Source organism: Haloarcula laminariae (assembly GCF_025457605.1).
GTDB classification, from domain to species: domain Archaea; phylum Halobacteriota; class Halobacteria; order Halobacteriales; family Haloarculaceae; genus Haloarcula; species Haloarcula laminariae.
Map to the genome: position 1 here is coordinate 743,781 of NZ_JAMZFY010000001.1, position 26,654 is coordinate 770,434.

Below are 26,654 nucleotides of genomic sequence, written 5' to 3' on the forward strand. Positions count from 1 at the left end.
GCTCTAGTGGTCGTCCTCGCGCCACTTGTGCTCGCACTCGGTACAGGTGAAAAAGCGGGTCTCGGACTCGTCGGCGGCGCGAATCTGTTTCATCTCGTAGAACGCCCGGTCGTTGCCACACTCCGGACAGCGTGCGCCCGTCGTCGGCCCCATGTCCTCGACGTCGACTTCGGAGGTGTCGACGACCTCGGAGGACTCCTGGCCCTGTGTCGTGACCGCCTTCTTGTCGGCCTCGGCGTCGCGCGCCTTCTCGTAGCCACAGCTGCCACAGATCCACATATCGTCCTCTGTCTTCATCATCGAACCGCAGTCGTCGCAGAATTCCATTGGTGTCCCAGGCTAGGCCGCCCGTCTGTGTTAAACGCCGGGGTTCCCGCGCGCCGCGTCGGTCGGGGCAGTACGACCCCTGTACGCGGCCACGGAGCAACCGGGTGTCACGGGCCCTTGTCTACCCAGGCGGGGCAGGCGTCCATGTCGTCGAGGGGCTCCTCGTGGAACGAGCAGTACGGGGCGACGTCCTCGCCGTCCATCACGTACTGGAAGTGCCGGCAGTTGCCGCAGTAGCTGTCGGGTTCGCCGCGGTGGACCGCCGTCTCGGTGATGGGGTCCCGACCGGTTGCGGTCGTGGTCCCGCCGTCGGTGGTGGGGGCGGCCTCCGGGCCGGCGTTGGCAAGCTCCGGGTCGAGTTCGCGTTCGGTCGGGCCGGAGGTAGCACTGGAAGGAGACCGCTGAGTGCCGGCGTCGGGCTGTCGGGAGTCGGCTCGCTGGGAGCCGGTGGCGGACTGCTCCCGGAGCTCGCTCCCGTCGGCGCCGCCTTGGCTCGCCCCGCCGTCGCTGGTGGCCGCCGCCTGGCGGTTGGTCTGGGTCTCGACGTCGCCGTCCGGCTCGCGCCCGAAGAACCCGATTCCCCCCAGGCCGGGAATCGAGCGCGACTCCTCGACGAGCTTGATGGTCCCCTCCTCGGTGACCGCCATCCGGGCGGTACCGCCGGGGTCGTTGCGGGTCTTGAACGTCGCCAGGGCGGCGAACAGACACCAGAACGTCGTCAGCACCCCGGTGAAGTAGACGGTGCTGGTAGCCAGGGCGAGCAGCGGGGCGTCGGCCATCCAGCTGTAGGGGTAGAGCTGCTGGAACGCGAGCACCCCGACCACTGCGACGCTGGCGCCGCCGACCGCGGTCAACCGGGTCCGACGCCCGGCCGGGAGCACGGCGAAGATGCCGAGCACGACCGCCGGCAGCCCGACGCCGGCGACGATACCGGCGACCTCCCGGGCCGCGTAGTCCCCCAGTCCCAGCGTCGCCCCGAGGCCGGTGGTCGCCAGCGCGATGGCGCCGACGAGCCCCGCGGCCCCCGCCAGGAACAACCCGCTCCCGACGAGCTGCTGGCGCCGCGTCGCCACGCGGCCGACCTCCCCCTCGTATACGTCCGTCAAACTGGTCATACAGGCCCTAGCGCGGCGTTCCTCAAAACTACCCGTCAGACAGGCGCAAGACGGGTGCGGGCGGGCGAACGGACGGCCGGCGTTCCGAAAGCACTAATCGGACCCGCGGGTACAGTGGTGATATGAGCGACGAGGACAGCGAGGAAGAGGCGGAACCGGCCGTCGAACTCGGCGAGGGGCCCGACGTCGAGGGCGCCCCGCTCTCGCGGGTGACCGCACGGCTCACGTGGGGTATCGAACACAGCACCGTCGTCGACCGGGAGGGCGACACGACGATACGGACGCCGGAGGGGCCACAGGAGCTGGCGTCGGTGCTGGAGTCGGTCGACGAGACGTACTTCCCGGACCGACAGGAGTTCGAGGCCGCGGTGCGGGAGGTCATCGGCACCGGCCCGGTCCCGACGGAGTAACTACCGCATCGACTCCAGGGCGGTGACCGTATCGGAGATGAGCCACGCCTGGTCGTTCTCGGGCGATTCGATGCTGAGCGCACAGAACGAGTCCGCCCCGTCGTCGACGGTTATGTGGTAGGCCTCGCTCTCTAGCTCGGCACTGCTGGGACCATCTGGTGGCTGTGAGGGCACGTCCGACCCTCGCAGGTTCGACGGTGTAAACCCGTCGATTCGGTAGATAGCAGCCCTGTAACGCTGTATTAAAGGTAAAACTCCGAGACGGCGACGGGGTCCTGGCTCGCTGTCCCGGGCCGGTTCAGAAGTCCGAGAGCTGTGACTGCAGGCCGGCGACGAGTTCGGACTTGCGCCGGAGCGCGCCCATCGGGACGGGCAACTGGTCGGCCACCGCGTCCAGGGTCTCGCCGAACGTCTGCCCCACGCCCGGCTCCCCGTCGAAGGCGTTGCGGACGCCTTCGCGGACCTGCCACACGCCAACGGGCGCCCAGTACTCGTCGGTGATCTCCCGGAGCACGAGACACTTCGCCTGGCGGCCCCGGTCCCGGAGGTGCTCCAGCGCGCCCAGGCGGGCGGCGTAGTAGGCCCCGGCGGTCTCCTCGACGTAGCCGGTCCGGCCCTCGTACCCCTCGTAGGCGCTGGACATGTAGTAGCCCGTCCCGGGTCGGGGGTTCCAGACGCTCTGTGGCGCTTTCATCTCGACGAGCTCGAACTCCCAGCGGCCCGGCGAGAGGAGGACCCAGTAGCGGTTGCCCATGTACTCGTTGTACCAGAGTTCGGGCTTGTCGATGGTGTCGCTGTTCCTGAGCGTGCCGCGGAGGTACTGCCCGACCGTGTCGTCGACCGCGGTAATCGACCACCGCGTGGGCACCAGCGACCGCTCGCTGGCCTGGCCCAGCGCTCCCGCCGACAGGATGGTGTTGATGTCGTAGACGTCGAACCCCCGCCGGTAGAGATAGGTCATCGCGCCCTGGGCCTGCCAGTCGTCGTCTTCGAGCGTCTTCTCGACGGCTCTGGGGACGTGGGGGTTCTCGGCGAGGTCCGCGCCCGTCGCCGTCGCGCGCGGCCCGGTCGGAGTCCCCACGTCGTCGAAGGAGAGGTCGATGTCGGGCTTGCCATCGAGGCCCACTTCCACGTCGACCGGGTGGTCGGCGATGGCGACCTCGCGCTGGACGCCGACAAACCCCTCCCACACGTCGTAGGCGGTGCCGGTGTCCCGGCCCCGACGGCCGCCGGACTGCACGGCGTCGACGGCGGTCGTCCGCGTCGAGTTCAGCATGCCCGTCCGGCGCTGGAGCACGTCCTCGATACCCAGCCCCTCGCTGTACCAGTCGCCGCTGGTGGCGTACCCCTCGGCGGCGGCGTCGCGGTCGACCGGCGAGAGCAACCCCGTCGAGACGTTCGGGTAGCCCGACCGGCCGACGAAGATTTCGGGGGCCGTCGAGCCAAACAGCGCGTCGCCCTGCAGGGCCTCGTCGAACTGTCGCTCGACGTCTTCGAGGTGGTCGGTGATGGCGTAGGACTTCTCCTCGGCGAGGCGGCGCTTCTCCGCGGCCTCGTCGCGCTCGTACCCCTCGATGAACTCGTCGAGTCGCATCTACTCCCGAGTTCGCCCCTGTTCTGTATGAACCTGTCCCTGCTCGCGCTGGCAGTGTTTAGTTACGTGGTGGGGACGGCAAACAGCCAGAAAGCCCCCGCGTTCTCAGCTCCCGCGGCTCGCTGTCGTCCGAAAGGCGCTGCGCACCTTTCGTGATCACGAGAGAGCGAAGCTCTCTCGAACGACGAGTGGGTGCTTGCGTCACCGGGATTCGCTGAGAACGCGGCCCCTTTCAGTCCCACCCGAAGCCGGTTGACCAGCCGCCATGGGTGGGACTGAAAGGGGCGGCTGGCTCCGGGAAGGCGGCCGACGCAAGGACCGCAACGCAGTGAGGACCGCAGCAAGGCCCCCGACTGGAGCCAGCCGGGGCTTTCTGGCTCTCTGAGCCTTTGCTTGCTAAGGGAAACACGACCTTCGCGCTCGGACGCGGGACTCGGCATCAAACGGCCGGAAGCCGACCACAACCCCTTTAGCGTCTGCCCGGTCTCCCTCGAACAATGCCCGTTATCGAGTGCGACCCCGACGCCGCCCGCGAGACACTCGCCGAGTCCGGCGTCGATATCACGGACGGCAACACCGACCACGAGCGCTGGCGCGCGACCTATGGCGGCGCGACGGCGGTCGCCTACGACGACAAGGTGGTCGTTCAGGGCGGCGACACCGCGCAACTGGAAGCCCTGTTGCGCGGTGACAGCGGCGGGCGCGTCCACGTCTACTTCGACGGCGCCTGCCGGGGCAACCCCGGGCCCTCGTCGGTCGGCTACGTGCTGGTCGAGGACGGCGGTATCGTCACCGAGGGCGGCGAGACCATCGGCCGCGCGACGAACAATCAGGCCGAGTACGCCGCCCTCATCAGGGCCCTGGAGGTCGCCGCCGACTACGGCTTCGACGAGCCCCACATCCGGGGCGACTCCGAACTCATCGTCAAGCAGGTCCGCGGGGAGTGGGACACGAACGACCCCGAACTCCGCGAGCGGCGCGTGCGCGTCCGGGAACTGCTCATGGGCTTTGACGACTGGCAGATAGAACACGTTCCGCGGGAGATAAACGACCGCGCCGACGAACTGGCAAACGACGCACTGGACGATGCCTGACCTCCCAGCCGATACGCGAGACGAGGTGGAACGACTCACGCGACTGGCCCGACAGGCCGTCGACGAGGGCGCGGCGGCCGCCTACCGCGACCAGCGAGCGGCGCTGCTCGACGACTACGACTACGACGCGCGCATCCGCGAGGAGGACACCGGCGACGTGCTCGTCTGTTACCCCTCGGAGTGGGTCGAGGACGGCGTCATCCAGCCCGACCGCGTCGAGGACACGGACCGCGGCGTCGAGATTCGCCTCTCGGGACCGGGGGACCCGGACGAGTGGGACGAGGTCGAAGAGCGAAACCGGGCCGTCGTCGAGGCGGTCCGGGACGACCACGGCGAGACCCACGCGGCGACGGTGCGCGCGCTGGCGGACTTCATGGGGAACCATTATGCAAAGCCTATCGCCGAAGCCACGCCCGACGAGCTGGCCGAGTTCCGGGAGGAGTACTTCCAGCGGAACGTCTGGCCGACCGAGGAACAGCGCGAACTGCTGGATGACTCTGTTCAGTTAGCGATCGAAAAAGCCGAACGCGCGTAGGGGGAGCTTACGCCTGGCCGTCGACCAGGTCGTGGAGCTCGTCGGCGCGGTCGCCGCCGGTGACGAACTTCGAGAACTCCCAGCCGAGCTGGTCCAGTACCGCTTCCTTACCTTCTTCGGTCAGGGAGTACTGGTTCGTTCGCTTGTCGAGTTCGCTCTTCTCGACGAGGTCCATCTCGACGAGGTCGTCGAGGTTGGGGTAAAGCCGACCGTGGTTGACCTCGTCACTGTAGTAAGACTCCAGTTCTCGCTTGATAGCCAGACCGTACCGTGGCTCTTCGGCGAGTATTACGAGGATGTTCTGTTGAAACGCGGTTAGGTCTTTTGCGATACCAGGGCTGCTCGCTACGGATTGTGCCTCTGACATGGTTAGTTAGATGTCATCAAGCTATTTAACACTTGTTAACTCCGGCGTATGTTCGGGTAATATCAGCCGAGAGTAGTCGATATATCGGAAATCAATAATTGTCGAGAAACAGGGTATTCGACTGTTTCGACGGCCCAGTGGCGGTGGCAAGAGCGGACAAGTAGTCGCTTCTTAACGCGCCTATATCAACTACGTTGGGTTCCGCGACAGGCCAACAAGTAGTTTACGTCATGTCGACAGCGGGGCCATTACGAAAATCCTTTTTGACCCCCCGACGCAGACGCGGATGATGACGAACCTCTGGGAAGACCTCGAAACCGGACCGAACCCGCCCGAAGAGATCTACGCCGTCGTCGAGTGTCTCAAAGGTGAGCGCAACAAGTACGAGTACGACAAGGACATCCCCGGAGTCGTGCTGGACCGGGTGCTGCACTCGAACGTCCACTACCCCTCCGACTACGGCTTCATCCCGCAGTCGTACTACGACGACGAGGACCCCTTCGACGTGCTCGTCCTCGTCGAGGACCAGACGTTCCCCGGCTGTGTCGTCGAGGCCCGACCGGTCGCCCTGATGAAGATGGACGACGACGGCGAGCAGGACGACAAGGTCATCGCCGTCCCGACCGAGGACCCCCGCTACGACCACATCGAGGACCTGGAGGACATCCCACAGCAGACCCTCGACGAGATAGACGAGTTCTTCTCGACCTACAAGAACCTGGAGGAGGGCAAGGAAGTCGAGACGCTGGGCTGGGAGGACAAGCAGGCCGCGATGGACGCCATCGAACACGCACAGGACCTCTACGACGAGCACTTCAACTGAGACGGGTCCCGCGGCGGGACAGTCCGGTCCCGTCGGCGGTCGCCGACCGCGCCCGCGGTATTTTCGCCGGTAATATCGGCACGTATTGCCGATTATGTATGAGCATGGGTAATCTTTTCAGCCGTCGGACCGATGGTACAGATACACATGGCGACCGACCAGTCAGCCCCGCCGACGGACGACTTCGACCTCGACGCCGACACCGAGCGGCCAGCACCGCCCGGTATCGCACATCTCACAGTCGTGCCGGCGAACGCCGACCGGTCGGACTGACCGCGCGGACCGGTCGCCCCGGCGCCCCGAGCCAGCCGGTTCGAACCCGCGTCCCGTCCTCCGGGAGCGATACCCCAGAGAGCTTGCCGCTTTCCCTGACGCGACTGCGAAAAGAAGCTTCTTGGTCCCGACCTGTCTAACGACTTCCATGGGACTATTCGACCGTCTGAAAGGCGACGACGCGCCGCGCGTGGCCTTCTTCGGCATCGACGGGGTGCCGTACAGCCTCATCGACGAGCATCCGGACGTGTTTCCGAACCTCACCGAGCTCAAGGAGTCGGGCGCGGCCGGCCCCATCGACAGCATCGTGCCGCCGGAGTCGAGCGCCTGCTGGCCGGCCCTGACGACCGGCGTCAACCCCGGCGAGACCGGCGTCTACGGCTTCCAGGACCGCGAGGTCGGCTCCTACGACACCTACGTCCCCATGGGTCGGGACGTCCAGGCCACCCGGCTCTGGGACCGCATCACTGACGCTGGCCGGGACGCCACCGTGCTGAACGTCCCCGTCACTTTCCCGCCACAGCGCAACGTCCAGCGGATGGTCTCGGGCTTCCTCTCGCCCGGCGTCGACAAGGCCGCCTATCCGGACGACCTGCGTGATTACCTCCAGGCCAACGACTACCGCATCGACGTCAACGCCAAACTGGGCCACGACGACGACAAGACGGAGTTCGTCGAGGACGCACACCGGACGCTGGAGAAGCGCTACGAAGCGTTCTCCCACTACGTCGAACAGGACGACTGGGACCTCTTTTTCGGCGTCTTCATGACCACCGACCGGGTGAACCACTTCCTGTTCAAACACTACGAGCAGGACGGCGAGTACCAGGAGGAGTTCTTCGACTTCTACCGCAAGGTCGACGAGTACCTCGGCAAGCTGCGTGAGCAGCTCGACGACGACGTGACGATGGTCGTCGCCTCCGACCACGGCTTCACCACCCTCGACTACGAGGTCCACTTCAACGAGTGGCTCGAACAGGAGGGGTGGCTGGACTTTGCCGACGAGGACCACTCCGAACTCGGCGACATCAGCGAGGACACCAAGGCCTACTCGCTCATTCCGGGGCGGTTCTACATCAACCTCGACGGCCGCGAACCCAACGGCGGCGTCAGCGAGGACGAGTACGAATCCGTGCGCGATGACCTCAAGGAGAAACTCGAAGCGCTGGAGGGCCCCAACGGCAACCCGGTCGCCGACCGCGTCGTCACCCGCGAGGACGCCTTCCGGGGCGACCACAGCGACATCGCCCCGGACCTCGTCGTCGTCCCGAACCACGGCTTCGACCTCAAAGCCGGCTTCAAGGGCAGCGAGGAGGTCTTCGACGTCGGCCCGCGCAACGGGATGCACTCTTTCGACAACGCCACGCTGCTCGTCGACGACGCGGACGCCCGCATCACGGACGCCGACCTCTACGACATCGCGCCCACGATTCTGGACCTGATGGACCACGACTACGACCGGACCGAGTTCGACGGCTCCAGTCTCGTCTGAAGTAGTACCTTTTTACTGCGGGGGGTCGCCGTCGGCGACCCCCGCTTGCAAAAATCTACGCTAAAAAGGCCGGAATCGCGGACTCACGGCTTCGCCGTTCGTCAACGCGGTCGCAAGCGACCGCGCTTGCGGCGATTCCGGTGAAACCGCTCGCCGATGGCGAGCGGTATGCTCCAGTAGAACGTCCTGCCCTTCCCCGGGTCGCGGCACGAAGGCCGCGCCCGGCCCTTTCAGAGCATACCGCACGGAGCGGAGCGAAGCGCGGTTTCACTTCACGCGAACGGAGTGAGCGTGAAGGAAGTTTTTAGCGTAGATTTTTGCAAGGGGGTTCCCGCAGGCCGACGCAGTCGGCCGAGGAAACCCCCGCGGCAAAAAGGTACTACATCAGGGAGTCGAGGTCGTCGCTGACGTACTCCTCGGGGTCGGTATCGTGTCCCTGTGATTCGGCGGCGAGTCTGGCCTTCTCCATGAACTGGTTTATCTTGTCGGAGCGCTCGACGCCCGAGAGGACCACCAGCGCGGCGATTTTGTCGGAGCCCAGCGGGAAATCGCCCCCGCGGACCTCCATGCTCCCCGTCTCGTCCTCGACCCAGCGGCGGGCGCGCTCGACGCCCTTCCGTGAGAGCCGTTCGGGGTCGCCCGCGATGACCAGCAGCGCGGACTCGGCGTCGGTGGCGTTGGGGAGGCTCATACTGGTCAGGAGGGCGTTGCGGGTGACGCTGGTGATGGTGTTGACGTTCGCCTCGGCGTCCTCGCCGGCCTCGGCGCTGGCGTAGCCGACGGCGGAGATGCCCCCGCCCCGCAGGGTGTTGATTATCTCGGAGGAGTCGACGACGCTCTCGCCGACGCCCTCGACGGCCTCGCCGGAGGCGAGCAACAGGCCGATACGCTGGGCGATGGCGTCGTTGATGCGGTCGTACCCCTCGGCGACGCTGTCGCCGGAGCCGCGCCAGGCGTCGTTGTCCACGGCCAGCAGGGAGTCGGCCTCCCGGACCGCGGTCTTCAGCGACCGGCCGGCGTTGGCCTGGTAGAGCCCGCCCTCGTCGTCGCCGGGGAGGATTCCGAGCATGTAGACCGGCATCTCGTAGATGCGCTTGAGTTCGCGGACGAGCATGGGGGCGCCGCCGGAGCCGGTGCCGCCGCCCAGCCCGGCGACCACGACGACGGCTTCGGCCTCGGTGGTGATGCGCCCGTCCATGTTGTCGAGGACCTCGGTGGCGTTCTCCTGCATTATCTGGGCGCCGAGTTCGTTGTCGCCGCCGACGCCGTGGCCTTTCACGCGGTCCTGGCCGATGAGGGCGGTATCGACGTCGAGGTTCTGGAGGTCGGCCCTCGCGGTGTTGACAGCCAGCGCACCGCGGACGGCGTTGAACCCCATATCGTAGTCGAACTCCGCGAGGGACTGGGTTACTTTCCCCCCGGCTTGACCGACACCTATCAGGACGACTTTCATACGGAACCTCTAAGCCGGAGAACTAATCAACGTTGCCCCGATTGCGAGGGCTCAGCGGCGCGAGCGGGGTGTCAGTTTGCGGTCGGACCGGGCTATTCGAGGGTGAGCGTGTAGATGCGCTTGCGGGCGTCGGAAAAGGAGAACCGGGAGCTGACGACCTCGACGTCCTCCAGGCGGGTCAGCGCGTATCGGACGGTCCGCGGCGGCAACAGCGTCTCCTCGGCGAGCTGGCTCTGTGTGAGGCTGTCGTTGTACTCCAGGACCTTCGCGACGAGCTTCGCGCTCGGCGGCAGGTCGGCGACGGCGTCCCACCCCGTGTCCTCTTCCTCGGTCTCGGCATGCTGGACGTCGGATGCGCTCATATACAACACCGTACCGGATACAGGGTAATAATATTTCTTGTTCTGTCTAATGCACAGTAGGCATCTTCCGGCAAACTCTCGGCCTCCTCGGGGCCGAAAGCTTACAGTGGGAACCGACCCCTTGGTTCGTGTGGACGAAATCGAGGCCCGCACGGTCGTCTACGCGCCGCCCGAGGAGCTGTACGACTTTCTCCTCGATTTCCCGGGATACGCGCGCTACTCGGAGTATCTCGACCGGGTGCACCAGGACGGGGACGGGGCGGTCGGGACGAGATACGCGCTGGAGTTCTCCTGGTGGAAACTCTCGTATACGGCCCGCTCGGCCGTGACCGGCGTCGACCCGCCCGGACGCATCGACTGGCGCATCGTCAAGGACATCGACGCCGAGGGGTACTGGGGGATAACGCCGACCGAGCCGCCCGAAGGCGTCGAGGCGGCAACCGAGGTCGTCCTCCACATCGAGTACGACGCCGAGTCCGCGTCGGCGAGCGCCGTCGACCTGCCGAGACTCGTCTCTATGGGCTGGGTCATCGAGAAGGTCAAACCGCTCGTTCGAAAGGAAGCGACCAGAATCGTCAGACGCGTCGTCGACGACATCGAGGGCGAGCCCCGCGACGCCGACGTCGAGATTCGGACCGGGTAGCTACTGGTCGCCGGGCGTCTCGTAGTCGCCGCCGTAGCGCATGAAGACGTACGCCATCCCGAGCGTCGCGGCCATGACGACGGAGGTGGCGACGCCAAGCATCTTCGCGCCCCCGGGGACGCCCAGCGGACCGCTCTCGCTCCCGCCGCCACCGGTACTCTTGGTCGGGTAGTCCGTGCCGACGACGACCGACCCCTTCATCTGGAGCCCCTCGTGGGGGACACAGACGTAGTTGTAGACGCCGTCCTCCTCGAAGGTGTGCTCGTAGTTGACTCCGGCATCGCCGACGGCATCGCCGGAGTCCAGCGGGCCGTCGTTAGCCGAAACCACGTTGTGGCTCCCGTTGCCGGTCCACTCCCACTGGACCGTCGCCCCGTTGTCGACGTGGATGGCCGCCGGGCCGAACCCGTAGGGGCCGCCGTTGGCCTCCACGCCGACTTCGACCGTCGCAGAGTCCTGCCCACGGGCGTCCGTCACGCTCCCGTCGAAGTTCCCGACCTGGTCGAGGTAGCCGCCGAAGTCCGGCGGCCCGGCCTCGCCGCCGCCACCGCCACCACCGCCGCCGTCGGTACCGGCTTCAGTGCCGGCCTCGGTGCCGGTCGCTGTCCCACTCTCGGTCGCTGTCCCCTCCTGTGCGGCTGCGGTGCCGGTGGCGGCCGCGACGGCCGTCGCTCCCGTCGCCGTCCGCATAAAGGCCCGACGAGACACGTCCGTACTACCGTCTGTCATAGGCTGTCGTTTGAACCCGCCCGTGGTCAATATGTCGGTTTCCAGTCGGTGGTTTGGACCGATTCCCGGCCCCTTTTCAGCCGCGAACCCGTTAGTAACGGTGATGTCACAACAGACGCCATCAGCCGATAGCGTCGCTCGCGCCAGCGGTATGCCCATGCTCGGGCTCGGAACCTGGCAAAACGACGACCCAAGCGAGTGTACCGACAGCGTCGAGACCGCCCTGGAGATGGGGTATCGACACATCGACACCGCCCAGGCCTACGGCAACGAGGACGCCGTCGGCGACGGGTTGGCTGCCGCCGACGTGGACCGCGCGGATATCTTCCTCGCGACGAAGGTCTGGAACGCGAACCTCGCGGCCGAAGACGTCCACGAGACGGCCGAGCAGAGCCTGGACGACCTCGGCGTCGACGCCGTCGACCTGCTGTACGTCCACTGGCCGGCCGGCGCCTACGACGCCGAGGAGACCCTGGCCGCCTTCGACGAGCTCTACGACCAGGGCAAGATAGAGAACGTCGGCGTCTCGAACTTCGAACCCCACCACGTCGAGGAGGCCATGGAGATTCTCGACGCGCCGCTGTTTGCCAACCAGGTCGAACTCCACCCGTTCCTCCAGCAGGAGGAGCTGCGCGCCCACGCCGAGGAGCACGACTACGAACTCGTCGCCTACTCGCCGCTGGCCCGCGGCGACGTCTTCGAGAGCGACGTGCTGACCGACATCGCCGACGACCACGACGCGAGCGCCGCCCAGGTCAGCCTGGCGTGGCTCAACGAGAAGGGCGTCACGGCCATCCCGAAGGCGACCGGCCGCGACCACATCGCGGACAACTGGCGGAGCCTCGACCTCGAACTCAGCGACGCCGAAATCGAGCGCATCGACGACATCGACCGCGAGGACCGCAAGGTCGACCCGGACTTCGGTCCCGACGCCTGGGACTGATACCGTAGCGTATCGCCGACTCCGGCGTCTGCGACGGGCGGCAAATCGTGACGTGCACCGGCCTGTGGCGGGGCGGCCGGGAAGACTATCTATCGCAGTCGGCCGCTTTTCTGTGCTGTCTCTTTCGACGGGGCCTGAAAGCTTTACCACGGGGAGGGGTAAACTGGCACGTATGTCAGTCGGGAGCAACGGGGTACTCGCCGGTCTTCGAATCGACCTCCGGCGGTTACACGAGACGTGGATGGAGCTCGTCTACCCCCGCCAGCGGGGCGCGGGCGACACGGTGTTGGGCACCTGGCAGCCGGACAGCCAGCTCGGCAGAATCGGGTATCGCGTCTGGTCGGCGCTCGGGGTGCCGGTCATCGCGCTGGTGTACCCGCTGGTGCTTCTGGGCGCGTTCGTCCGGTTCCAGACCCGCCGTATCGGCCGCACCGCGGCCAGCCTCGGCCTGCTCGGCGTCGTCGCCCTCTCGCTCGTGGTCTGGGGCGGGCTCGCCGCGCTGGCCCGGTTTCAGCTCGACCTCATCGCCGGTGGCTTCCTGGCCATCGCCCTCGCCGGCGGCGTCGCGACCGTCTCGGCCGCGCTGGCCGTCGGGACGAAGTCGGCCGGCGGCCGGGTCACGACGGTCCTCCTCGCCTACCCATTCGCCGTGACGGCCATCTTCCTCCCGCCGGTCGTGGCCGCGCTGTTCTCGAAGACGCTGGCCGCCGTCGTACTCCCGAACAGCACCGCGCTGGCCCAGTGGCTGCTCGACAACGCCCTGGCCCCCGTCGGCCTCGCCGAGACGTTCTCCCGGACGTTCGAACTGGAGGGTCTCGGCTACGTCATCATGTGGCTCGCCATCTCCTTTCCCATCGGCTGGGCGCTCGGGACGCTGGTGTCGCTTGCTGACCTCGTTCGCCCCACCGAGTAAAGTAACGGCTATGGGTCTCCGAGCCTAATCCGCGCCCGTATGGAACTAGACGCGCTGAAGACGGCCGTGGCCTTCCTCGTCCTGTTCGGCGTCCTCGCGGTCGGGACGCTGATGAGCCCGATGACGACCAGCACGGTGATGATGGTACTCGGCGGCCTGCTCGTGTTCGGCGTCGTGACGCTGCTGCTTGGCGTCAAACACGGCGAGTACCGCGCCTCACACTGAGACCTCCCCCGGTCGAATAACCGTTTTCTCCGGCACGTCGCCCTCGTCGCCGGCGACGGCCACGTCGCTCGCCGCGTCGTCGCCAAAGCGAACCGTCGCGCCCACTCGAAGCGGCGCGAGTATCCCAGTGACGACGGTCCCCGCCGAGGTGACCGGCGCCCGGACGGCGACGGTCGTCTCCGCGTCGATACCGTACTCCTCGACCACTCGTTCGCCCGCCGCGAGTAGCTCGCCGTGGCTGTAGGTCCCATCGGCGTCTCGCAGGGCGGGGTCGTCCGGCGTGCGCTCGCCCGGCGGCTGGAGCGGGTTCTCGCTCCACAGCTCGCGCTCGAACCCCGCGACCGTCGGGTCGTCGCTCGGACCGCCGTAGGAAAGGGCCTTCGTCCCCGGCGCCAGCTCGTAGCGGTCGAGCCACGCCGCCGGCGCGACCAGCGCCGTCGCGTCGACCTCGACGCCGGGTGCGATGTCCGCGACCGCACCGTCCAGCGTCGCCGCCAGCACCGCTAGCAGCCCGTCCGGACAGTCCCGGAGATAGCCCGGTTCGTCCCCCTCGACCGGGTTCTTCGGCCCGACGACGACGGCGACTTCCATCCCCTCGCGGACCCCGTAGTGGCGCATGAGGTTCCCGCCCTTCCAGACGTTCGTACAGAAGTCCCGGTAGCTGTACGGCGCCGACCGCTCCGGCGTCGAGAAGAACACTCCGTCGCGCTCACGACCCGCCGCGACCAGGTCACTCAGCGTGTGCATGTCGGACCTTGGCAGTGACCGGACAAAAGAGAGCCGAAATCAGAGGGAGTTCTTGAGCTTCTCGAAGAACCCTTCCTCGACCTCGACCTCCTCGCCGCCGGCCTCGGCGAAGGCTTCGAGGGCCTCCTTCTGCTCGCTGTTGAGGCTATCGGGGGTCACGACCTGCACCTGCACGTAGAGGTCGCCGCTGCCGCGTCGGCGCAGGCGGGGCATCCCCTTGTCCTCCAGCCGGAACACCTCGCCGCTCTGGGTGCCGCTCGGCACGTCGACTTCCACGTCGCCGTCGAGGGTGGGGACGGTGATGGTGTCGCCGAAGACCGCCTGCGGGAACGAGATAGCGTGGTCGTACTTGAGGTCGTCGCCCTCGCGCTCGAAGTCGGGGTGGTCCCGCACGGACACCTGGATGAGGAGGTCGCCGTTGGGGCCGCCGTTCTCGCCGGGGGCGCCCTCCCGCTCCATCCGCAGCGTCTGTCCGTCGGCGATGCCCGACGGGATGTCGACTTCCAGCGTCGCCTCGTTACGGACGGTGCCGTCGCCCCGGCAGGTCGAGCAGGTCTCGTCGTACAGCGTCCCCTCGCCCTCACAGCGTCGACAGGTCGCGGTCTGTTGGACCCGCCCCATCGGGGTCTGCTGGACACGCGTCGTCTGGCCCTGGCCGTTACACTCCGGACAGGTCTCCGAGTCGGCGTCGGGCGGGTGGCCCTTGCCGTCGCAGTCGTCGCAGGTCTCCGGGCGCGTGACGGTTATCTGCTTTTCGGCGCCGTTGTAGGCCTCTTCGAGGTCGATGGTCAGGCGCGTCTGGAGGTCCTGGCCCTGCCGGCGCCGCGAGCCGCCGCGACCGCCGCGGCCACCGCCGCCGAAGAACTGGTCGAAGATGTCCTGCATGTCGAAGCCGCCGGCACCGCCGACGCCCCCGGCGCCGCCCATGCCGCCGCCACCGCCGCCGGCGCCGCCGCGCTTCTCGGCCTGCTCGAAGCGGTCGTGACCCATCTGGTCGTACATCTGCCGTTTCTCCTCGTCGGTCAGGACCTCCTTTGCCTTCTTCGCCTTCTTGAACTTCTCCTCGGCGTTCGGGTCGTCGCTGACGTCCGGGTGGTACTCCCGGGCCTTCTGCCGGTAGGCCTCCTGTATCTCGTCCTCGGAGGCGTCCCGGGAGACACCCAGTATCTCGTAGAAATCCTGGCTCATTGGTTGTGTGACTGGTACTGGCTTGCGCTACTTGAAAAGAACGGGTCGGGGATACGGCCCCCTCGGCCGACCGTCCACAGACGATGTCCGCCACCGCACACGACGCTCGGCACGGACGGCGTCGCGCCGACCGGGGCGCTTATTTTGCCCCCGGGCGACAGTCCGCACAATGAGTGCCAGGCCGGAGGCCCGCGGCGCGGTGACCGTAGAGCGCATCGCCGTCTGGGGAGCCGCGGCCCTGGTCGTCGCCGCGCTGGCCGCTCTCGTCGTCGGACCGGGCGTCGACTTCCGGACCGCGGCGCCGACCGCCGACTTCGAGGGGAGCTACGACAACGCGACGGGGACGGCGACGGTGACCCACGCCGGCGGCGACCGCCTGTCCGACGGGACCACGCAGTCCGTCGCCGTGGTAGTCACCGACGCCGACACCGACGCGAGGACGCGGCTCCTGTGGGCCAACGAGTCGACGCTCCCGGTCGCCGAGGGCGACAGCTTCGCCGTCGACGACCCGCGCGTCGACGCCGACGGCGACGGTGACTACCTCGACGCCGACGGCTCCGTCGGCTTCTACCTCGAACCCGGTGACACCGTCGCGGTGGTCTGGACCGGGCGGCTGACCGGCGCGCCCGGGACCCGGACCGAGACGCTCGAGACGGTCACTATCGGGAACGCGACGGGCTGAGCGTCGTCTAGAACGCAGAATCCCGCCGTCTTGCGACCGGTCACCGGTACGCGTAGAAAGTCCCCGCCCTGTTTTCGAGCCGATGAAAGCGACTCGGCTTACTCCTCGTCGTCTTCGTCGACGTCTTCGAAGTCGGCGTCGACGTACTCCTCGCCCTGGCCGGCCGCGCCGCCTGCGGCGCCACCGGGACCGGCACCGCCGGGTCCGGCCGCACCGCCCGCGGCGCCTGCGGCACCGGCGCCCGCTGCGCCGCCTGCGGCCTGCTGGGCCTGGCCGTCGTACATCTGCTTGCCGATTTCCTGGAGCGCTTCACTGAGCTCCTCGGTGACGTCCTCGTAGTCCTCGCGGCCGGCGTCCTCGTCCGCGAGGGTCTCCTCGACGTCCTCGACCTTGGCTTCGATGTCCTCGATGATGTCGGCGTCGAGGTCCTCCTCGTTCTCCTCGATGAGGGTCTCGGCGCGGCGGACGGCGGCCTCGGCCTCGTTGCGGGCCTCGATTTCCTTGCGGCGTTCCTCGTCCTCCTCGGCGTGTTCCTCGGCCTCCTCCTGCATCTGCTCTATCTGCTCGTCGGAGAGGCCGGCGCCGCCCTCGATGGTGATGTCCTCCTTGTTGCCCGAGCCCTTGTCCTCGGCTTCGACGTTGACGATGCCGTTCTCGTCGATGTTGAAGGAGACCTCAATCTGGGGCGTGCCGGCGGGGGCCGGCGGGATACCGGAGAGCGCGAAGGCGCCGAGCAGTTCGTTCTCCTCGGCGATCTCCCGTTCGCCCTGGAAGACGCGGATCTGGACCTGCGTCTGGTTGGCCTGTGCGGTCGTGAATATCTTCGATTCCTCGGTCGGAATCGTGGTGTTCTTGTCGATGAGTCGTTCGAAGAGGCCGCCCTTGACCTCGACGCCGAGCGACAGCGGCGTCACATCGAGCAGGACGATGTCGTCGACGTCACCCGAGAGCACGCCGCCCTGGATGGCCGCGCCCAGCCCGACGGCCTCGTCGGGGTTGACGTTCTTTTTGGGCTCCTGGCCGGTCATCTCCTCGACCTTGTCCTGGACCTGGGGCATCCGCGTCGAGCCGCCGACGAGGATGACCTCGTCGATGTCGCTCTTGTCGTAGCCGGCGTCAGAGAGCGCCTGCTCCGTCGGGCCCACCGTCCGGTCGATGAGGTCCTCGGTGAGACTCTCGAACTTCGCACGCGTAATCTTCTGTTCGAGGTCCAGCGGACCGTCGTCGGTCGTCGCGATAAAGGGGAGGTTGATGCGTGTCTCCTTGCGCGAGGAGAGCTCCACCTTCGCTTCCTCGGCGGCCTCGGTCAGCCGCTGGAGGGCCTGGCGGTCATCGCGCAGGTCGACGCCGTGTTCGCTCTCGAACTCGTCGGCGAGATAGTCGATGATAGCGTGGTCCCAGTCGTCGCCCCCGAGGTCGTTGTCCCCGTTCGTGGCGACGACCTCGTAGACGCCCCCGCCCAGGTCGAGGATGGAGACGTCGAAGGTACCGCCACCGAGGTCGTAGACGAGAACCGTCTGGTCGGACTCGTCGTCGAGCCCGTAGGCCATCGCGGCCGCGGTGGGCTCGTTGACGATGCGCTCGACCTCGAAGCCGGCGATCTCGCCGGCGTCCTTGGTCGCCTGGCGCTGTCGGTCGTTGAAGTAGGCGGGGACCGTGATGACGGCCTTCTCGATCTCGTCGCCGAGGTACTCCTCGGCGTCCCGTTTGATCTTCTGGAGGATCATCGCCGAGACCTGCTCGGGCGTGTACTCCTCGCCGTCCAGCGTCACCGAGTAGTCGTCCTCGCCCATGTGACGCTTGATGGACTGAATGGTCTGTTCGGGGTTCTTTACGGCCTGATTCTTCGCGGGCTTGCCGACGAGGCGCTCCCCGTCGTCGAAGGCGACGACGGAGGGGGTCGTCCGCTCGCCTTCCGCGTTGACGATGATTTCGGGGTCGCCACCTTCCATGACCGCGAACGCGCTGTTCGTGGTCCCGAGGTCGATACCCAGAATCTTGTTGCTCGCCATCTTACCCAGTTGTACCGGACTCGGCCGGTTAAAAGTTGCTAGATGCGACGACTGCCAAACCGCTGGCAGTGGCCGCCTGCTTGCGGTTTTCTCGATTCTGCGGGGCTCTAACCGGTGCCGTTATTATGCACCGCAATCCGACCGCTCCGGGAGCGGCCACGCCGCGTGGCTATTCGTCTTTACTGACCGTGACTTGCGCCTCTCGCAGCACCTTGTCGGCCATCTCGTAGCCGGGGCGGTGAACGTCCGCGATAGCGCCCGGTTCCTCCTCACTCTCGACGTTGGCGAGCACCTGGTGCTGGGTCGGGTCCACGTCCTCGCCCGGCTCGGGGTCGATGACCTCGACGTTTTCGGCCTGCAACACGTCGTCGAGTTGGCGCAGCGTCGACTCGACGCCGCTGCGAATCTCGGTGTCCTCGTCCTGTTCCAGCGCGCGTTCGAGATTGTCCCGCACGTCCAGAATCCGGCTCACGAGGTCCTCCGTTGCCCGCTGTTTCTCCTCCTCGCGGCGCTTTTTCATCCGCTTCTTGTAGTTCTGGAACTCCGCCTGCTTGCGCTTGAGCTTCTCTTCGAGCTCCTCGGCCTCGCTCTCCAGCTCCTCGATTTCGGCCTCCAGGGAGTCGTTCTGGCTCCGCAGCGCCGCGAGCTCGCGGGCGATTTCCTCGGGGTCGGACTCGGCGACCCGCTCGACGAGGTCCGCGCCGGCCTCGCCCGCGGCGGCGTCGAGGTCTATCTCGTCGGTGTCGACGCCCTCGGGCGCGTCCTCGATGTCGACGTCGGCATCCCCGTCGTCGGATGTCGTCGCCTCGTCGGCTGCGTCCTGCTCACTCATACCCGTAGGGAGTGGTCACGCGAATAAAAGGATTCAGAAAACGGGCTAGGAACTACTGACTGGATTCGCCGCGCCGCGAACGAACAGAGCTACCCTACGAATGCGCGAACCGAAGACAGCCAGAAAGCCCCGAGCGGCTACGGTCCCGCGCCTCGCTGCGCGCGTTCGCTTCGCTCACGTGCTTGCGTCGTCGGGGTTCCCGTAGCCGCTCGCCCCTTTCAGTCCACCCGTAGCCGGTTGGTCAACCGCATGGGCGGGACTTTCTGGCTGGTCGCAGAGTAGCTGGTGGACACTGCTGGCGCGTTCCGCACGGTCGCAGTCTCGATTATCCCCACGACTGCGTTTGCTAGCCGCGAAACCGTTATCGGGGGGCTCACCGAACCCCTGACCGTGCTGGAGCTGACCTTCGAGGAGGGGACCATCCGAATCACGGGTGACGTGCCGGCGGACCTGCCCGGCGTCGAGCGCGACGACCGCTCCAAGAGCGCCCGCGCGCCGGCCTTTCGGTACGCCGACCTCCTCGACGCGCTGACCGAGCGCGGGCGCGACTACGACGACCAGGTGCTGGACACCGCGCCGGTCGACCTCTCGACGACGTACGAGCTCCGCGAGTACCAGCAGGACGCGCTCGATAGCTGGCGGGCGGCCGGCGACCGGGGCTGTCTGGAGCTACCCACGGGGAGCGGGAAGACGGTCATCGGCATCGCGGCGATGGTGGCTCTGGGCGTCCCGGCGCTGGTCGTGGTCCCGACCATCGACTTACTGGAGCAGTGGCAGCGGGAGCTGGAGACCGAGTTTCAGCGCCCCGTCGGCCGGCTGGGCGGGGGCGAACAGCGCGTCGAGCGCGTCACGGTCGCGACCTACGACTCGGCGTATCTCCGGGCCGACGAACTGGGAGACCGCTTCGGGCTGGTCGTTTTCGACGAGGTCCACCACCTCGGCGGCGAGGGCTACCGCGACATCGCCCGATTGCTGGCCGCGCCGGCGCGGCTGGGCCTCACCGCGACGTTCGAGCGACCCGACGGCGCCCACGAGGTCATCGAGGACCTCGTCGGCCCGCTGGCCCAGCGTGTCGACGTGGACGAACTGGCCGGCGAGCATCTGGCCGACTACGACATCAAGCACGTCGCGGTCGCCCTGACCGACGCCGAGCGCGAGCGATACGAACAGCACCAGGGGACCTTTACCGACTACCTGAAACAGTCGAACATTCAGCTCCGGTCGGGGAGTGACTACCAGGAACTCGTGAAACGGTCGGGCACCGACCCGCAGGCCCGCGAGGCCCTGCTCGCCAAGCAGCGCGCCCGCGAGGTGATGATGAATGCCCAGCGGAAGGTCGACAGGCTGGCCGACATTCTGGACCACCATCGCGGGGACCGCGTCATCGTCTTCACGGCCTACACGGACCTCGTCTACCGGCTCTCCGAGCGGTTCCTGATACCCGCTATCACCCACGAGACGGGCGCGAGCGAACGGCGCGAGATTCTAGAGCGGTTCCGGGACGGCACCTACTCCCGGGTCGTGACGGCGAACGTATTGGACGAGGGCGTCGATGTCCCCGACGCTAACGTAGCCGTCGTCCTCTCCGGCAGCGGCTCCGAGCGGGAGTTCACCCAGCGACTGGGCCGGATTCTGCGGCCGAAGGCCGACGGGTCGCGGGCGCTGCTGTACGAACTCGTCACCGAGGAGACCGCCGAGGAGCGGGTGGCACGACGGCGGCGGTAGCGACGTCCGTGCTTCGAACCGACTGCTGGTCCAGTGCATCGAATTGGTACGCTCGTCAGTGTCAACCGGTGGCCAACGGACACCTCGCGCTCTTACGCGTCCGGTACGTATCGACTGTTCACTCACTCACCGATGGACACCCAGCGTGACGGTTCTGCGGAGGTCGAGCGGTCGGATGTGGAGTCCACGCCGGAACTCGCCCGGCTCGCCGAGCGGGCGGAGATAGGTATCGTCGGTATCGCGCGGACGGGCGAGCTCACGGAAGTAAACGCCGGTTTCACCGCACTCACCGGCTACGAGCGGACGGCGATAACGGGCGCATCGGGCGATGAGGTGTTCCCGGGGGGCGACGTGGCGTCGCTCGTCGCGGAGCTCCTCGACCGCACAGCGGCGGGCGAGCCGGCCGTCGTGTCCGGGGTCGTCCCGCTCGCGAGGGAATCGGCCGGGGTCGTCCCCTGCGAACTCCGACTCAGACCCCTCGGCGCCGACGACGAGGGGTTCGTGGGTGTGGTTAGACGTGTCACGGGTCACGGTGACGTGACCCAATCAGTGGCGGTCGCCCCGTGGGCCCAGTCGTTTTTCTCGCTCGCTGAAGCCATCCCCGACGGCGTCATCGTCCTCGATACGGAGAGCAACGTCACCTACGCGAACCCCGCGGTCGAGACTATCCTGGGCCACCGGCCGGAGTCACTGGTCGGTGGCAGCAAACTTGACATCATCCCGCCCCGGCTCCGGGAGTCACATCTGGCCGCCATCGACCGCTACCTCGAGACCGGCGAGCGCAACATCGACTGGTCGTACGTCGAACTCCCCGGGCAACACGCCGACGGTCACGAGGTGCCTCTCGGCATCTCGTTCAACGATTTCACGATGGACGGCGAGCGGTACTTCGTCGGCCTGTTCCGGGATATCACACCGCGAAAAACCGCGGAGGCCGAGGCGGTTCGCCGTCTCGACCAGCAGGCGGCCATCGCACGGCTCGGTCGCCACGCCCTCGAAACCACGTCGGAGACCGACCTCCTCTCGGAGGCGGTAACCGTCCTCGCGGAGATGCTCGACACCGACATCGGCACGGTGCTGGAACTCGACGGGGCCTCCGAGGTCCTCACGCTCCGCGCGGCGACCGCCCCCATCGACGAACTCGTCGACAGCGCGCGTATTCCGGCGGCCGCCGGCGAGACGCAGGCCGGGTACACGCTCGATTCCGGCGGGCCGGTCGTCGTCGCGGACACCGAGACCGAAACCCGCTTCGACGTGCCCGAGCGCATGGCCGAACGGGGCGTCCGGAGCGGCCTCAGCGTCACTGTCGGGTCGCCGGAGGACCCCTGGGGCGTCCTCGCCGCTTTCGACACGGAGCCCCGGGAGTTCACTGAGGCCGACACCCACGCCATCGAGAGCGTCGCGAACGTCCTGGCGTCGGCCATCGACCGGTACGAGCGAATCAGGCAGATAGAGGACCAGCGGGGCCAGCTCAACGCTATCACGCAGGTCTACCGCGTGGTACAGGATATCCAGCAGGCGGTCGTCAGCCAGTCGACGCGCGAGGAAATCGAACGGACGGTCTGTGACCGCTTCGTCGAGCTGGACACCTACGAGTTCGCGTGGGTCGGGACCGCCGAGCTGCCCGACCGCACGCTCACGCCCACCACCTACGCCGGCAACGAGGGCGGGTATCTGGACGAGGTGACCGTCCAGTTACGGGACGGTGAACAGAGCCGGCTCGGCGGCGAAGCCATCCGAAGCGGGCGGACACAGATTGTCTCGGACGTGGCAACGGACGACCGGTTCGCGCCGTGGCGCGAGGCCGCCCTGTCGTGTGGCTTTCACTCAGTGGCCGCCGTCCCCCTCACGTACCGACAGACCACGTTCGGCCTTCTCGGGGTGTACGCGGGCGAGCCGAACGCGTTCGTCCCGGGCGTCAGTGACGTGTTCGATACGCTCGGGCAGCTCACCGGTCACGCCATCATGTCGGCGACCCAGCGCCAGGCCCTCCACTCGGACCTCGTGACGGAAGTCGAACTCCAGATAGACGGCATCGGCGACCTGTTCGCGTTCGACGCGCCCTTCAGCGGCCGGCTTCGGTTCGACCGGATGATTCCGGTCAGCGGCGGGCAGTTCCTGATGTACGCGTCGCTGCCGACCGACGACGTCGACACGCTGGCGTCGGCGGACGTGGTCGAGTCGGTCTCCCGGCTCGACGAAGACGGGGGCGAATCACGCGTCGAAATCACGTGGAACGACCCGCCCATCAGCACCCTCGTCTCGGCTTTCGGCGGTCGGATTCGGGGCGGCGTGCTGGACGAGTCGTCCGTGGTGACCACCGTCGAATTCCCCCAGACGGTCGAGGTCAACGCGGTCGTCGAGCAGTTAGAGTCGAGCTACCCGGCGCTGCGTGTCTCCTTACAGCGCCGAGCGACACTCGAACCCGCCGGGACTGACGCCGACGACGCGCTCTCGCCGCTGACCGAGCGCCAGCGGGACGCCCTCGAAGCGGCGTACTTCGGCGGCTACTTCGAGTGGCCCCGCGAACGGAGCGCGGCCGACCTCGCCGACGCGATGGGTATCGCGGACCCGACCTTCCACCAGCACCTCCGGAGCGCCGAACGCCAGGCGTTCAGCCGACTGTTGGACGATACCGGCCAGAAGCGCTAGATTACTCCAAAAGGGCCTACAGAACCGGTAACAGGCCGTATCGTTGCTCCTCGGTAAGTGCGAGCCAAGACACTTAGGCTGTCAGTATAACCACATCTGTCTCCTACAACAGGTACAATGAACGAGAGCTTACCTACCCCCCGACGTGTCCCGGTCGACGACGTGCTCGCGTGTATCACAGACCGCCCCCGCCGGGTCGTGCTGTCCGTCCTGCGGGACCGGACTGCCCCGATTTCGACCGACGAACTGGCGACGACGACAGCCGCCACGCTCGCCGGGAAGTCGCTCGTCGACGTGACTCACGAGGAGCGCGACCGCGTCCGTCTCCGTCTTCACCACGCCCACCTCCCCAAACTCGACGAAGCCGACCTCGTCGAGTGGGACGTAGACGAGGGGGCGGTCGCCGGGGCCGACCACCCCGCGTTAGGCGTCGAGTCTATCCGGCGGATGCTCGACATCGACGCGGACGGGGCCGACGCCGCCCTGGAGGCGATTGAGCCGGTCCGGCGGCGCGTCGCCCTGTCCGTAATCGAGTCCGCGGTCGACATCGACCGCGAGGCGCTCGCCCGGCGAGTCGCGAGCCGGGAACAGGCGATGCAGTCGGCCCCGGACAGCGACGCGGCGGACGTGCTCGCCTCGCTCTCCCACACCCATCTGCCATTGCTCGAACGGGTCGGAATCGTCGAAGTCGACGGCGAGACGGTCAGCTACGTCGGCCACCCGGAACTCGACGCCGACTGGTTCGACATAGGGCCCGCGGTGACGGCCCAGCCCGGGCGGGAGATGCCGGACACCTGGGCCATCGAGGGCCGTGACGACATCGTCTCGCGCGGCCAGTCGCTGTTCGAACGGGCCGACGAGGAGCTGTTCCTGCTCATCACGACGGACGGGCTGCTTGACGAGGGCTGTGTGAGCCGGCTGGCGGACGCGCTCGACCGCGGCGTCGACGTGTATCTAGGCACACAGTCCGCCGGGGTGCGCGACCTCGTCCGCGAGGAACTGCCGGAGGTCGTCATCTGGGAGCCCCAGCTCGACTGGATGAACCTCCCGCCGGAACGGGAGAAGGTCGGCCGGCTGGTGTTGGCCGACCGCGAAGCCGTCCTGCTGGGAACGCTGGGGGAACCGATTTCGGGGGGCTACCGGGAGATGGCGCTCACCGGCGAGGGGCCGGACAACACGCTCGTCACGCTGTTGCGCCAGCTCCTCGGCGACCGGCTCGACCACCTCGACGCCCAGAGCGAGGACTTCCTGAAACAGATTCCCCTGTAGGGGGCGGTGTCAGCAGGGCCGCTCTCCTCCCCGGGGCCCGCACCGAGCGGTGGCGTTCCTGGTTGTGACATCCACGCGTTCGGCGCCCTGACACAGCCGTTGCGTCGAGTAGCGGTGACCCGTTCAGCGGCCGAGCCACAGTCCGGCGCCGCCACAGCTATACAGCGCGGCCCACTAGTCGGCCATATGACAGATTCTGACGACGCGCCGGCGCTCAGCGAGAGCGAACTGGACGCGCTTCACAGCGCCGAGCTGGGCGTCGAGTGGCTCCGACGGGCCCACGGCACGCTCATCGAAGTCCACCACGCGACCGGGCACGCGATGGACCACCTCCACGACGCCGAGGCGACCTTGCGCGAAGCCGGCCACGCGGAACTGGCCGACCAGTTGCGCGACGAACTGTTGCCGCGGGGCGCCATCGAGGACCGCTGGACGTACGACCTCCTGGAGACGTTCGAATCCGGCATCCTCGCGGACGCGACAGACTACGAGCGGCGGGTCCGCGAGGAGCTGGCCGACGGGCAGCGCCACCTCACCGAACGCCGCCAGGAGCGCGAGTGGAAGCGACGAGGAGGCGAGCCGCCCCACGACGACTCGGAGTGAACTGCCGAGCGAAGGCGGGGGTCCCGGCGGCGCGGTCGTTTTTTGTACCGTCGTCCCCCACTCCCGCCCGTGCTGACGAAGGAGCTCCTGCGGGTGTCGCGGGCCGGCGGCGGCTACCACCCGCAGTTCGCCGACGACGGCCACGAGCCCCTCGCCGCCCGGGTACTGGGCGTCTATCAGGGCCACGTCGGGGAGTCCCGCGAGACTCTCGGGGCGGCGCTCACCGACCTGGAGGGGGAGGCCGAGGACTTCAAGCTCGTCCGGGGGTTCGCGAAGCTCGTCGAACGCGAGGCGACCTTCGAGACGCGCGCGCCGGTGCCGCCCGAGCGGGCGCGAAAACGGGCGTTCGAAGCCGCCGAAGCGGTCGGCGTCGTCACCGAGAGCGAACGCGAGGTGGCGCTTTCCCGGGCGGCCGACGGGCTCGGTATCGACGCCGATACGCTCGACGCGTCGCTGTATGCCGACCTAGAGGACCGACAGGTCCTGACTGACGTGGACGCCCGCTGGTCGCCGGCCGAACTCCTCGCGCAGTACAACCTCTCGCTTGCGCAGACGGCCCTGTTCGACGCCACCGAGGTTCGGGTGCGCTCGTCGGACCCGAAGGCCGTCGTCTCGGCGGTCAAGCGGCTCCGGCTCATGTACGAGATTCGAAAGACCCCCGAGGGGCGGGAAGTCGTCATCACCGGCCCCGACGCCATCTTCTCGAACACGCGCCGGTACGGGACCCGCTTCGCCCGCCTGTTGCGGACCGTCGCCGGGACCGGCGAGTGGACGCTCTCGGCGACCATCGACGACCGCGGGACCGAACGGAAGCTCAGGCTCACCGAAGCGGACGTATCGGTCCCCGGCGTCGACCCCGTCACCGACGTGAGCTACGACAGCGGCGTCGAGGCCGACTTCGCCGCCCGCTTCTCGTCTCTGGGGCTGGACTGGGAACTGGTCCGCGAGCCCGACCCTCTCGCAGCCGGCGAACACGTCGTCATCCCGGACTTCGCGTTCGACTGGCGGCCGGGCAGCGACGGCGAGGTCCGCGACACCGCCAGCGGTGCCACCGAGCGCCGAATCTTCTTCGAGGTGATGGGGTTCTGGACGCCCGAGTACGTCCAGAAGAAACTGGACCGGCTGGCCGACGTCGACGACGTGACGATGCTCGTCGCCGTCGACGAGAGCCTCGGCGTGGGCGAGGCAATCGAGGCCCGCGACCACCGCGCGATTCCGTACTCGGGGACCATCCGCGTGAAAGACATCCGCGACGCCTTGCGGCCCTACGAGGACGAACTGGTCGCCGAGTCCGCCGCCGACCTCCCCGAGGCACTCCGGCCCGACGCCGACGCCGTGTCGCTGTCGGCGCTGGCGAGCGAGTACGGCGTCAGCGAGGACGCCATCGAGGACAAGTCCTTCCCCGACCACGAGCGGGTCGGCCGCACCCTGATTCGCCCGGCGGTGCTGGACTCGGTGGCCGACCGAATCGAGCCCGGCATGTCGCTGTCGGCCGTCGAGGCCGTCCTGGACGAGTACGGTATCGACGACGACGGGGCCGTCCTCTCGCGGCTGGGCTACCGCATCGAGTGGGACGGCCTGAGCGGCGGGACGGTCCGGGAGCGGTCGGAGTAATCCCGCTCGCCGTCGGTGATAGGCCGGCGTTA

At 67.6% G+C, this 26,654-nt stretch carries 28 protein-coding genes; 16 read left to right on the forward strand and 12 right to left on the reverse strand.

What is annotated here, in order from left to right; genetic code table 11:
- Nucleotides 1-3: 3 nt before the first annotated feature.
- Together NJQ98_RS03845 and NJQ98_RS03850 are read right to left on the reverse strand one after the other, a co-directional pair.
- On the reverse strand, nt 4-327 hold the full coding sequence (locus tag NJQ98_RS03845; RefSeq protein ID WP_262175857.1) for a transcription factor S: 324 nt from the start codon (nt 325-327) through the stop codon (nt 4-6).
- 107 nt (nt 328-434) lie between these two features.
- Nucleotides 435-1,442, reverse strand: coding sequence for a cell division protein CdpA domain-containing protein (locus NJQ98_RS03850; RefSeq protein ID WP_262175859.1), 1,008 nt, complete (start codon nt 1,440-1,442; stop codon nt 435-437).
- Between the two features lie 122 nt (nt 1,443-1,564).
- Here NJQ98_RS03850 and NJQ98_RS03855 point away from each other — a divergent pair, with 122 nt between their 5' ends.
- Nucleotides 1,565-1,852, forward strand: a complete 288-nt coding sequence (locus NJQ98_RS03855; RefSeq protein WP_262175860.1) for a DUF5789 family protein — start codon at nt 1,565-1,567, stop codon at nt 1,850-1,852.
- Here the strand turns inward: NJQ98_RS03855 and NJQ98_RS03860 are convergent, their stop codons facing one another.
- Together NJQ98_RS03860 and nreA are read right to left on the reverse strand one after the other, a co-directional pair.
- Entirely contained in the window at nt 1,853-2,026 is a 174-nt protein-coding gene (locus tag NJQ98_RS03860) for a hypothetical protein (RefSeq protein WP_262175861.1), read from the reverse strand.
- A 124-nt stretch (nt 2,027-2,150) separates the two neighbouring features.
- Nucleotides 2,151-3,446 carry a DNA repair protein NreA gene (nreA, locus tag NJQ98_RS03865; protein ID WP_262175863.1) on the reverse strand — a complete coding sequence of 432 codons (1,296 nt, stop codon included), beginning with the start codon at nt 3,444-3,446 and terminating at the stop codon, nt 2,151-2,153.
- A 497-nt stretch (nt 3,447-3,943) separates the two neighbouring features.
- Between nreA and rnhA the strand changes: the two genes are divergently transcribed.
- The gene (gene rnhA, locus NJQ98_RS03870) at nt 3,944-4,540 is read left to right on the forward strand and encodes a ribonuclease HI (protein ID WP_262175864.1); all 597 of its coding nucleotides are present in this window, start codon (nt 3,944-3,946) and stop codon (nt 4,538-4,540) included.
- Complete coding sequence (locus NJQ98_RS03875; RefSeq protein ID WP_262175866.1) at nt 4,533-5,075, forward strand: DUF7108 family protein; 543 nt, start codon at nt 4,533-4,535, stop codon at nt 5,073-5,075. The genes rnhA and NJQ98_RS03875 overlap by 8 nt, the downstream gene beginning before the upstream one ends.
- 7 nt (nt 5,076-5,082) lie before the next feature.
- On the opposite strand, the gene NJQ98_RS03880 is transcribed toward NJQ98_RS03875, so the two are convergent.
- Nucleotides 5,083-5,442, reverse strand: a complete 360-nt coding sequence (locus NJQ98_RS03880) for a PadR family transcriptional regulator (protein ID WP_262175868.1) — start codon at nt 5,440-5,442, stop codon at nt 5,083-5,085.
- 289 nt (nt 5,443-5,731) lie between these two features.
- Here NJQ98_RS03880 and NJQ98_RS03885 point away from each other — a divergent pair, with 289 nt between their 5' ends.
- From NJQ98_RS03885 to NJQ98_RS03895, 3 genes are all read left to right on the forward strand, one after another.
- Complete coding sequence (locus NJQ98_RS03885; protein ID WP_262175870.1) at nt 5,732-6,265, forward strand: inorganic diphosphatase; 534 nt, start codon at nt 5,732-5,734, stop codon at nt 6,263-6,265.
- A gap of 147 nt (nt 6,266-6,412) precedes the next feature.
- Nucleotides 6,413-6,538 (forward strand): hypothetical protein, encoded by a 126-nt coding sequence (locus NJQ98_RS03890; RefSeq protein WP_262175871.1) that lies wholly within the window; start codon nt 6,413-6,415, stop codon nt 6,536-6,538.
- A gap of 148 nt (nt 6,539-6,686) precedes the next feature.
- Complete coding sequence (locus NJQ98_RS03895; RefSeq protein ID WP_262175872.1) at nt 6,687-8,030, forward strand: alkaline phosphatase family protein; 1,344 nt, start codon at nt 6,687-6,689, stop codon at nt 8,028-8,030.
- A gap of 379 nt (nt 8,031-8,409) precedes the next feature.
- On the opposite strand, the gene NJQ98_RS03900 is transcribed toward NJQ98_RS03895, so the two are convergent.
- A complete protein-coding gene (locus NJQ98_RS03900) occupies nt 8,410-9,483 on the reverse strand; it encodes a tubulin/FtsZ family protein (protein ID WP_262175874.1) in 1,074 nt (357 codons plus the stop codon).
- 92 nt (nt 9,484-9,575) lie between these two features.
- Nucleotides 9,576-9,845 carry a MarR family transcriptional regulator gene (locus NJQ98_RS03905; RefSeq protein WP_262175877.1) on the reverse strand — a complete coding sequence of 90 codons (270 nt, stop codon included), beginning with the start codon at nt 9,843-9,845 and terminating at the stop codon, nt 9,576-9,578.
- A 130-nt stretch (nt 9,846-9,975) separates the two neighbouring features.
- Between NJQ98_RS03905 and NJQ98_RS03910 the strand changes: the two genes are divergently transcribed.
- On the forward strand, nt 9,976-10,488 hold the full coding sequence (locus NJQ98_RS03910; protein WP_262175879.1) for a type II toxin-antitoxin system RatA family toxin: 513 nt from the start codon (nt 9,976-9,978) through the stop codon (nt 10,486-10,488).
- Here NJQ98_RS03910 and NJQ98_RS03915 read toward each other — a convergent pair whose 3' ends face one another.
- Nucleotides 10,489-11,217, reverse strand: a complete 729-nt coding sequence (locus NJQ98_RS03915; RefSeq protein WP_262175881.1) for a halocyanin domain-containing protein — start codon at nt 11,215-11,217, stop codon at nt 10,489-10,491.
- 151 nt (nt 11,218-11,368) lie between these two features.
- Here NJQ98_RS03915 and NJQ98_RS03920 point away from each other — a divergent pair, with 151 nt between their 5' ends.
- The 3 genes from NJQ98_RS03920 (at nt 11,369) to NJQ98_RS03930 (ending at nt 13,298) form a co-directional block, all read left to right on the forward strand.
- A complete protein-coding gene (locus tag NJQ98_RS03920; RefSeq protein ID WP_262178727.1) occupies nt 11,369-12,160 on the forward strand; it encodes an aldo/keto reductase in 792 nt (263 codons plus the stop codon).
- Between the two features lie 172 nt (nt 12,161-12,332).
- Nucleotides 12,333-13,073: a hypothetical protein gene (locus tag NJQ98_RS03925; protein WP_262175883.1), complete on the forward strand. Its 741-nt coding sequence runs from the start codon at nt 12,333-12,335 to the stop codon at nt 13,071-13,073.
- Between the two features lie 39 nt (nt 13,074-13,112).
- Entirely contained in the window at nt 13,113-13,298 is a 186-nt protein-coding gene (locus NJQ98_RS03930; protein ID WP_220586753.1) for a DUF7333 family protein, read from the forward strand.
- Here NJQ98_RS03930 and NJQ98_RS03935 read toward each other — a convergent pair.
- Entirely contained in the window at nt 13,290-14,045 is a 756-nt protein-coding gene (locus NJQ98_RS03935) for a hypothetical protein (RefSeq protein WP_262175887.1), read from the reverse strand. The two genes, NJQ98_RS03930 and NJQ98_RS03935, sit on opposite strands and share 9 nt — an antisense overlap.
- A 39-nt stretch (nt 14,046-14,084) precedes the next feature.
- A complete protein-coding gene (gene dnaJ, locus NJQ98_RS03940) occupies nt 14,085-15,233 on the reverse strand; it encodes a molecular chaperone DnaJ (RefSeq protein ID WP_262175889.1) in 1,149 nt (382 codons plus the stop codon).
- A 169-nt stretch (nt 15,234-15,402) separates the two neighbouring features.
- On the opposite strand from dnaJ, the gene NJQ98_RS03945 reads away from it, so the two are divergent.
- Nucleotides 15,403-15,915 (forward strand): hypothetical protein, encoded by a 513-nt coding sequence (locus tag NJQ98_RS03945; protein ID WP_262175890.1) that lies wholly within the window; start codon nt 15,403-15,405, stop codon nt 15,913-15,915.
- A gap of 98 nt (nt 15,916-16,013) precedes the next feature.
- On the opposite strand, the gene dnaK is transcribed toward NJQ98_RS03945, so the two are convergent.
- Both dnaK and NJQ98_RS03955 read right to left on the reverse strand, forming a co-directional pair.
- Nucleotides 16,014-17,927, reverse strand: a complete 1,914-nt coding sequence (gene dnaK / locus NJQ98_RS03950) for a molecular chaperone DnaK (RefSeq protein ID WP_262175892.1) — start codon at nt 17,925-17,927, stop codon at nt 16,014-16,016.
- 169 nt (nt 17,928-18,096) lie between these two features.
- A complete protein-coding gene (locus tag NJQ98_RS03955) occupies nt 18,097-18,759 on the reverse strand; it encodes a nucleotide exchange factor GrpE (protein WP_262175893.1) in 663 nt (220 codons plus the stop codon).
- Nucleotides 18,760-19,149: 390 nt separating this feature from the next.
- Between NJQ98_RS03955 and NJQ98_RS03960 the strand changes: the two genes are divergently transcribed.
- The 5 genes from NJQ98_RS03960 to NJQ98_RS03980 all read left to right on the forward strand — a co-directional run bounded on the left by NJQ98_RS03960 (nt 19,150) and on the right by NJQ98_RS03980 (nt 26,622).
- Nucleotides 19,150-20,484 carry a DEAD/DEAH box helicase gene (locus NJQ98_RS03960; RefSeq protein WP_262178729.1) on the forward strand — a complete coding sequence of 445 codons (1,335 nt, stop codon included), beginning with the start codon at nt 19,150-19,152 and terminating at the stop codon, nt 20,482-20,484.
- A 177-nt stretch (nt 20,485-20,661) separates the two neighbouring features.
- On the forward strand, nt 20,662-23,136 hold the full coding sequence (locus tag NJQ98_RS03965; RefSeq protein WP_262175896.1) for a GAF domain-containing protein: 2,475 nt from the start codon (nt 20,662-20,664) through the stop codon (nt 23,134-23,136).
- 117 nt (nt 23,137-23,253) lie between these two features.
- Nucleotides 23,254-24,405 carry a DUF7344 domain-containing protein gene (locus NJQ98_RS03970; RefSeq protein ID WP_262175898.1) on the forward strand — a complete coding sequence of 384 codons (1,152 nt, stop codon included), beginning with the start codon at nt 23,254-23,256 and terminating at the stop codon, nt 24,403-24,405.
- A 186-nt stretch (nt 24,406-24,591) separates the two neighbouring features.
- Entirely contained in the window at nt 24,592-25,008 is a 417-nt protein-coding gene (locus tag NJQ98_RS03975; protein WP_262175900.1) for a hypothetical protein, read from the forward strand.
- Between the two features lie 69 nt (nt 25,009-25,077).
- Nucleotides 25,078-26,622, forward strand: coding sequence for a DUF790 family protein (locus NJQ98_RS03980; RefSeq protein WP_262175903.1), 1,545 nt, complete (start codon nt 25,078-25,080; stop codon nt 26,620-26,622).
- Nucleotides 26,623-26,654 lie beyond the last annotated feature (32 nt).